The sequence below is a fragment of the Simplicispira lacusdiani genome, from assembly GCF_003604195.1.
Taxonomy (GTDB): Bacteria; Pseudomonadota; Gammaproteobacteria; order Burkholderiales; family Burkholderiaceae_C; genus Simplicispira; species Simplicispira lacusdiani.
In genome coordinates, this window is the sequence record NZ_QXGR01000010.1 from 118,425 (window position 1) to 126,027 (window position 7,603).

At 67.7% G+C, this 7,603-nt stretch carries 8 protein-coding genes and 1 pseudogene; all 9 read left to right on the forward strand.

Going from position 1 to position 7,603, the window contains the following annotated elements; all coding sequences use genetic code 11:
• Nucleotides 1-17 precede the first annotated feature (17 nt).
• Complete coding sequence (locus D8S75_RS14300) at nucleotides 18-737, forward strand: ABC transporter ATP-binding protein (RefSeq protein ID WP_119967023.1); 720 nt, start codon at nucleotides 18-20, stop codon at nucleotides 735-737.
• A complete protein-coding gene (locus D8S75_RS14305) occupies nucleotides 734-1,438 on the forward strand; it encodes an ABC transporter ATP-binding protein (protein ID WP_119967024.1) in 705 nt (234 codons plus the stop codon). The genes D8S75_RS14300 and D8S75_RS14305 overlap by 4 nt, the downstream gene beginning before the upstream one ends.
• Before the next feature lie 67 nt (nucleotides 1,439-1,505).
• A complete protein-coding gene (locus tag D8S75_RS14310; RefSeq protein WP_119967025.1) occupies nucleotides 1,506-2,693 on the forward strand; it encodes an ABC transporter substrate-binding protein in 1,188 nt (395 codons plus the stop codon).
• Nucleotides 2,694-2,868: 175 nt separating this feature from the next.
• Nucleotides 2,869-3,959: pseudogene (locus D8S75_RS14315) on the forward strand (ABC transporter substrate-binding protein).
• Nucleotides 3,960-3,997: 38 nt separating this feature from the next.
• Entirely contained in the window at nucleotides 3,998-4,771 is a 774-nt protein-coding gene (locus D8S75_RS14320) for a 3-hydroxybutyrate dehydrogenase (protein ID WP_119967026.1), read from the forward strand.
• An 8-nt stretch (nucleotides 4,772-4,779) separates the two neighbouring features.
• Nucleotides 4,780-5,676, forward strand: a complete 897-nt coding sequence (locus tag D8S75_RS17910) for an FAS1-like dehydratase domain-containing protein (protein WP_306419026.1) — start codon at nucleotides 4,780-4,782, stop codon at nucleotides 5,674-5,676.
• A complete protein-coding gene (locus D8S75_RS14330; RefSeq protein ID WP_119967027.1) occupies nucleotides 5,673-5,981 on the forward strand; it encodes a hypothetical protein in 309 nt (102 codons plus the stop codon). The genes D8S75_RS17910 and D8S75_RS14330 overlap by 4 nt, the downstream gene beginning before the upstream one ends.
• Nucleotides 5,978-7,012 (forward strand): zinc-binding dehydrogenase, encoded by a 1,035-nt coding sequence (locus tag D8S75_RS14335; RefSeq protein WP_119967028.1) that lies wholly within the window; start codon nucleotides 5,978-5,980, stop codon nucleotides 7,010-7,012. Before D8S75_RS14330 ends, D8S75_RS14335 begins: the two co-directional genes overlap by 4 nt.
• Nucleotides 7,013-7,100: 88 nt before the next feature.
• The coding region (locus tag D8S75_RS14340) for a thiolase family protein (RefSeq protein WP_269814002.1) at nucleotides 7,101-7,603 on the forward strand (503 nt) is incomplete at its 3' end.

The following is a 7,603-nucleotide window of genomic DNA, read 5'->3' on the forward strand; positions in this document are numbered from 1 at the left end:
GAAAGAAGGACATTCCCATGAACTCCTATGTATTGCAGGCGGAAGACGTGGCCATCCACTACGGCGGCGTCAAGGCGCTCGACGGTGTGGGCATCACGCTCGAAAAAGGACAGATCCGCGGACTCATCGGCCCCAACGGCGCGGGCAAGTCCACGGTGATCGACGCCATCACCGGCCGGCGCAAGCTCACGCGCGGCAAGGTGCTGCTCGATGGCGAGGACGTCAGCCACCTGGGCGCCGTCGAGCGCCGCCGGCGCGGCCTCTCGCGCAGCTTCCAGCGCACCAGCATCTTTGGCGGCATGACGGTGCGCCAGCAGGTGGAACTGGCGTCCTACAAGATGGGCGTGCAGGACTCCGCCGCCGATGCCGACGCCGTGCTCAAGGAACTCGACCTCGACCGCCTGAGCCACGCCGTCGCCGAGGACCTGGGCTATGGCGAGCAGCGCCGCCTGGACCTGGCGCTGGCCCTGGTGGGCCGGCCCAAGCTGCTGATGCTCGACGAGCCCATGGCCGGCCTGTCGGTGCAGGAGTCGCAGGACCTGGCCCGGCACCTGAAGGCGCTGACCTCGCGCTGGGAAGTCTCGGTGCTGCTGGTCGAGCACGACATGGATGTGGTGTTCGGCATCTCGGACGCCGTCACCGTTTTTGAACTGGGCCGCGTCATCGCCAGCGGCGAGCCCGCCAGCGTGCGCGCCAACCCGCGCGTGCGCGAAGCCTATCTCGGGAGTGCCGCATGACCGCCTTGCTCCAGCTGGACCAGGTCCAGTCCTTCTATGGCGCCGCGCACATCCTGCATGGCCTGGGCCTGCAGGTGAATGCCGGCGAACGCGTGGCCCTCATCGGCCGCAACGGCGTGGGCAAGACCACGGTGGTCAACACCATCCTGGGCCTGGCCCAGATGCGGGGCGGCAGCATCCAGTTCGGTGGCGTGCCCATCACCCGGCCGCGCCCTTACATCGCCGCCCAGCACGGCATCGTCGTCGTGCCGCAGGGCCGGCGCATCGTCGCCAACCTGACGGTGGAGGAAAACCTCCACCTGGGCGCCGCCACGGGCCGCAAGGGGCCCTGGACCGTGCCCGAGATCTACAAGCTGTTCCCCATCCTGCAGGAGCGCGCCCACACCCCGGGCACGGCGCTGTCGGGCGGGCAGCAGCAGATGCTGGCCGTGGGCCGCGCGCTGATGGCCAACCCCAGCCTGATCCTGCTCGACGAGCCCACCGAGGGCCTGGCGCCGGTCATCGTGGACCAGCTCGCCGACATCTTCAACAAGGTGGCCGACCAGGGCACGGCCCTGCTGCTGATCGAGCAGAACCTGAGCCTGGTGGTGCGCGTGGCGCACCGCTACCTGGCCATGTCCAAGGGCTCGGTCGTGGCCGAGGGCCAGGTGGTCAATGCGCCCGAAGGGATCAAGGACATCGAGGAGCACGTGGTGGTGTGACCCCCCGAGGGCGTGCCCGAGGTATTGGCAGCCGGGCCATTTTCCGGTGATTTATCTGGAGACAAGCATGTTCAAGAATTCAAAGATCCAACAACTCCTCGCTGGCGTGGTGCTGGTGGCGTCGCTTCCGCTGACGGCCGCTGCGCAGGACAAGGAACCGATCAAGATCGCGCTGGTCACGTCCAAGTCCGGCGGCTTCTCGACCATGGGCGCCGACGTAGCCAATGGCATCAAGTTCGCCGTGGAAGAGGCCAACGCCAAGGGTGGCGTGGACGGGCGCAAGATCATCCTGGCCGAGGGCGACGATGAAAGCACGCCCGACGCCGGCCGCCGCGTCGCCGAGAAGCTGACCCGCGAAGGCCACAACCTGATCATCGGCCCCATCACCTCGTCGATCTCGCTGGCCATCAGCCAGAACCTGACGCGCTGGGACGCAGCCTTCATCGGCACCATGAGCAAGGCCGACAAGCTCACGCAGGACGCCTGCAACCCCCGCTTCATCCGCACCAACCACTCGGATGCCATGGACCTGGCCATGATCAAGGAATGGGTCAAGGGCATCCCGGGCAACAACTTCGCCGTCCTGGCCGCCGACTATGTGTGGGGCCACGACTCGGCCAAGTCGTTCGAGGCCGCCGTGACCGCCCAGGGCAAGAAGGTAGCGCTCAAGCTGTTCGCGCCGCTGGGCACCAAGGACTACGCGCCCTACATCCAGCAACTCAAGGCCGCCAACGTCGATGCCGTCTGGTTCGCCGACGTGTCCGGCGCCATCGCCTTCACCAAGCAGGCCGCCGACTTCGGCCTGATCCCCAAGACGCCGCTGATCGGCCATGCCCTGCTGTCGAACTTCGTGGTCAACGCCACCGGCACCGCGCTGACCAACACGCCCGGCAACGTGGGCTACACGCCCGACATCGACACCCCGCAGAGCAAGGCCTTCGCCGCCGCCTTCAAGGCCAAGTTCAACCGCCTGCCGTCGGACACCGAGGGCCAGGCCTACAACGGCGCCATGGTGCTGTTCCAGGGCGTGACGCTGGCCAAGAGCGTCAAGTCCGAGGACGTGGCCAAGGCCCTGCGCGGCGCGCAGGTGGACACCCTGTATGGCAAGGCCACGGTGCGCGCGGCCGACAACCAGTTGGTGATCCCCAACTACGTGGCCCGTGTGAAGACGGCTGATGGCGTGCTGCGCCCCGTGATCGAGCAGGCCTACCCCGCTTCGATCGTTCCGGCCGCATCGCCGCTCTGCAAGATGTGACCGAAGGGCCCGGCCCACGGGCCGGGCAGGCGTTCCCCTGGTTCCGATCAATCACACGAAGGAGACAACCATGCCACTGCGTCCCAAGCACCTCGCCATCGCGCTCGGCCTGGCCGGCCTCGCCAGCCTGCCGGTCCACGCACAGGACAAGATCCGCATCGGCTTTCTGACCGACATGTCCAGTGCCTACGCCGACCTGGACGGCAAGAACGGCGCCATGGCCATCCAGATGGCCATCGACGACTTTGGCGGCAAGGTCAACGGCCTTCCTGTCGAGCTCATCAGCGCCGACCACCAGAACAAGGCCGACATCGCATCGTCCAAGGCGCGTGAGTGGATGGACACCCAGAACATCAGCATGCTGGTGGGCGGCACCAACTCGGCCGCCGCCCTGGCCATGGCCAAGCTCGCGCAGGAAAAGAAGCGCGTGTTCATCGCCAACGGCCCCGGCACCTCGGCGCTGACCAACGAGCAGTGCTCGCCCTACACCATCCACTACGCCTGGGACACCACGGCGCTGGCCAAGGGCACGGCGGGCGCCCTGCTCAAGCAGGGCCACAAGAACTGGTTCTTCGTGGCGGCCGACTACGCCTTTGGCGAGGCCCTGCAGCGCGACGCGACGAACGTGATCAAGGCGCACGGCGGTCAGGTCATCGGCAGCGTGAAGCACCCGCTGGGCGCGGCGGATTTCTCGTCCTTCCTGCTGCAGGCGCAAAGCTCCAAGGCACAGATCCTGGGCATCGCCAACGGCGGCACCGACATGGTCAACGCGCTCAAGGCGTCGCGCGAGTTCGGCATCGGCAAGAGCATGAAGGTCGCCAGCCTGATGCTCTTCCTGGTCGATGTGCACAGCATGGGCCTGAAGAATGCCGAGGGCCGCTGTTCACCACCAGCTGGGACTGGAACCTGAACGACGAGAGCCGCCAGTTCGGCCGCCGCTTCTTCGAGAAAGCCAAGCGCATGCCCACCGACGTGCAGGCCGCCAACTACTCGGCCACTATGCAATGGCTGAAGGCGGTGCAGACGGTCAAGACCACCGATGCCGACAAGGTGATGGAGTGGTTCAAGAAGACCCCGCTCAAGGACTTCTACGCCCAGGGCCATGTGCGCCCGGATGGCCGCTACGTCCACAACATGTACCTCATGCAGGTCAAGGCGCCGTCCGAATCGACCGTGCCCTGGGACTACGTGAAGGTGGTTGCCACCATGCCGGGTGAGGAAGTCTTCACCACCAAGGCGGAGTCGCGCTGCGCTCTGTGGAAGTAATCCCCGCGCCCGCGCGGCGGGCATCTTGTACCAACGCCATGAACCTCAGCAACAAGACAGCCCTCGTGACGGGCTCCACCAGCGGTATCGGCCTGGGCATCGCCAAGGCCCTGGCCCAGCAGGGCGCCAACCTGGTCATGAACGGCTTTGGCGATGTGCAGGCCGCCATGCAGGAAGTGGCCGCGCTGGGCGGTCGGGTCGAGCACCATCCGGCCGATCTGACCCGACCCTCGGACATCGAGGATCTGATGCGCTTCGCCAGCGACCGGTTCGGCAGGGTGGACATCCTGGTGAACAACGCCGGCATCCAGCATGTCGCTCCCCTGGAGGATTTCCGCGTCGAACACTGGGACGCCATTCTGGCGGTCAACCTGAGCGCGGCCTTCCACACCACCCGGCTCGCCTTGCCCGCCATGCGGGCCGCGAACTGGGGCCGCATCATCAACATCGCCTCGGTGCACGCCTTGGTGGCCTCGGTGAACAAGGCCGCCTATGTCGCGGCGAAGCACGGCATCGTCGGTCTGACCAAGACCAGCGCGCTGGAGACCGCGACCTCGGGCGTCACCTGCAACGCGATCTGTCCGGGCTGGGTGCGCACGCCGCTGGCGCTCAAGCAGGTGCAGGACAGGGCCCAGGCCCTGGGCATCGACGAGCAGGAGGCCACCCGCCTGTGCCTGGGTGAAAAGGAGCCCTCGATGCAGTTCACGACGACCGAGGACATCGGGCAACTGGCCGTGTTCTTCTGCTCTCCCGCGGCGGCCAATGTGCGCGGCGTGGCCTGGGCCATGGACGGCGGCTGGACCGCGCAGTAAGGGGCGCCATGCTGGATCTCTCCCTCAAGGGCACGGACCTCACGCCGTTCAGCGCCCGGGTGGACTGCGACCGCCTGCGTTTTTTTGCCCAGGTGACCGGCGAGGACAATCCAGTGTTCCGGGACGAGGCCGTGGCACGGGCCCGTGGCTACCCATCACTGCCGCTGCCCCCCACCTTCCTGTTCTGCCTGGAAATGGCAGGCCCCCGGCCGATGGAGGTGTACGAGCGCCTGCGGGTCCCCTACGCGCAGGTGCTGCACGGGGAGCAGCACTTCGTCTACCACCGCCTGGCCTTTGCGGGGGAGACGCTGCATTTCAAGCCGCGCATCGCCGATCTCTACGAGAAGAAAGGCGGCGCCCTGGGTTTCATCGTCTGGGAGACCCGTGTCGAGGCCAGCGACGGCGCGCCCGTGGCCGATCTGCGCAGCGTGATGATCGTCCGCCCGCCGCAGCCCGCAAGCAAGCACTCCGCGCCGCGCGCCACCGTTCCCGCTCCCGCTGCGCAGGATGGCCTGCCCCGCGTGGTGGCGGGCCCCATCACCCGGCACCAGCTGGGCCTGTATGCCGGTGCATCGGGCGACTACAACCCGCTGCATATCGACATGGACTATGCCCGCCAGGCCGGCATGCCCGATGTCTTCGCGCACGGCATGCTGTCGGCCGCGTACCTGGCGCGCGTGCTCACCCGCTGGGCCGAGCCTGCGGCGCTGCGGCGCCTCAGCGTGCGCTTTGAAGCCATCACCCACATCGGTGACGAGGTGCACTGCCAGGCCCGCGTGGCGGGCCACTGCATCGAACACGGTGATCCCTGCCTGACCCTGGCCATGGCCGCATGCAACCAGGCGGGCGAAACCCGGCTCACCGGCACCGCCGTGGTCGCCTCGGCGGGGCTGGGCACCCCATGAAACCCTCCACCACCGACATCCTCTGGACCCCGGGGCCCGAGCCACGGCAGTCCAGCCGCCTGGTGCAGTCCCAGGATGGGTTGGCGTGGGAAAAAGGCCTTGCGACCCACGATGGCGCCGCACTGTGGCACTGGTCGGTGCCCGATGCGGTGGTCCCGGTGAGCGAGATTCCGCGCACGCTGAGCGGCAAGAAGATGGAGGTGCCGGTGCGCAAACTGTTGCTCGGCGCCAGCCTGTCCCAGGTGGCCAGCCCGGACGGCACGTTGATTTTGAACGGTACTTCACGAGGACGGACCAGACCATGAAAGCAGCATTCATCACCGGCCATGGTGGCAACGAAGTGGTCGAGGTGCGGGAACACCATCTCCCCGAGCGCGCGCCCGGCGAGGTGCGCGTACGCGTGCGGGCCGCCACCCTCAACCAGGTGGATTTGTACATGCGCAACAGCGGCGCCGGCATCACACACCGCCTGCCGCAGATCCTGGGCCTCGACGCGGCCGGCGTGGTCGACGCCTGCGACGCCACCGACCCGCTGCTGCGCCCGGGCCAGGAGGTGGTCATCCACCCCGGCGTGGGCTGCGGCCGCTGCGAGTTCTGCCAGCACGGCGACAGCGCCCTGTGCACGCGCATCCAGTTCCTCGGCGAGCACCGCGATGGCACGTTCGCCCAGTGGATCCAGGTGCCAGCGGCGCAGGTCTTTCCCAAGCCCGCCCACCTGACTTTTGCCGAGGGTGCCGCCCTCGGCGTCAACCACCTCACGGCCTGGCGCATGCTGTTTTCCAAGGCCCGCCTGCAGCCCTGGGAGACGGTGCTGGTCTTCGGCATTGGGGGCGGCGTCTCGCTGGCCGCCCTGCAGCTGGCCAAGGCCATCGGCGCGCGCGTGATCGTGACCTCGCGCGACGACGCCAAGCTCGAACGCGCTCGCGCGATGGGCGCCGACCACGGGATCCATGGCAAGACCCAGGACGTGGCGAAGGAGGTCATGGCGCTGACGGGCGGCCGTGGCGTGGACGTGGTGTTCGAGAACACCGGCGCGGCCACCTGGCCGTCGGCCATGAAGTCGCTGGTGCGCGGCGGCCGGCTCGTCACTTGCGGCGCCACCACCGGAGACCAGCCCGGTGCCGATCTGCGCCGTCTCTTCGTGCGCCAGTTGCAGATATTCGGCTCCAGCCTGGGCAGCTATGGCGAGTTCCATGACCTGCTCGGCTTCGTCGAGCGCACGGGCTTGCGGCCCTTGATCGACAGCGAATACCCGCTCGACGGCGTGCATGCCGCGCTGGACCGCCTGGAATCGGGTGCGCAGTTCGGCAAGGTGGTCTTGCGCATCGACGACTGAAGCGAGGCCCCTCCGAGCGGCTGCGCCGCCGGGGCGAGGGGCGCAATGCCCCGTGACGACTGTTTTTTGTAACTCTGAGACCCTACCCATGACCCAAGCCTTCATCTGCGACGCCATCCGCACCCCCATCGGCCGCTACGGCGGCGCCCTGAGCAGCGTGCGCACCGACGACCTGGGCGCCATCCCCCTGCGCGCCCTCATGGCCCGCAACCCCAACGTCGACTGGGCCAGCATCACCGACGTGCTCTACGGCTGCGCCAACCAGGCCGGTGAAGACAACCGCAACGTTGCCCACATGGCCAGCCTGCTCGCGGGCCTGCCCCTGGAAGTGCCCGGCGCCACCATCAACCGCCTGTGCGGCTCGGGCCTGGACGCCGTGGGCACGGCCGCGCGCGCCATCAAGGCCGGCGAAGCCGGTTTGATGATCGCCGGCGGCGTGGAAAGCATGAGCCGCGCCCCCTTCGTCATGCCCAAGGCGGAGTCCGCCTTCTCGCGCGCCAACGCCGTGTATGACACGACCATCGGCTGGCGCTTCATCAACAAGCTGATGAAGGAAAAGTACGGCGTGGACTCCATGCCCGAGACCGCCGA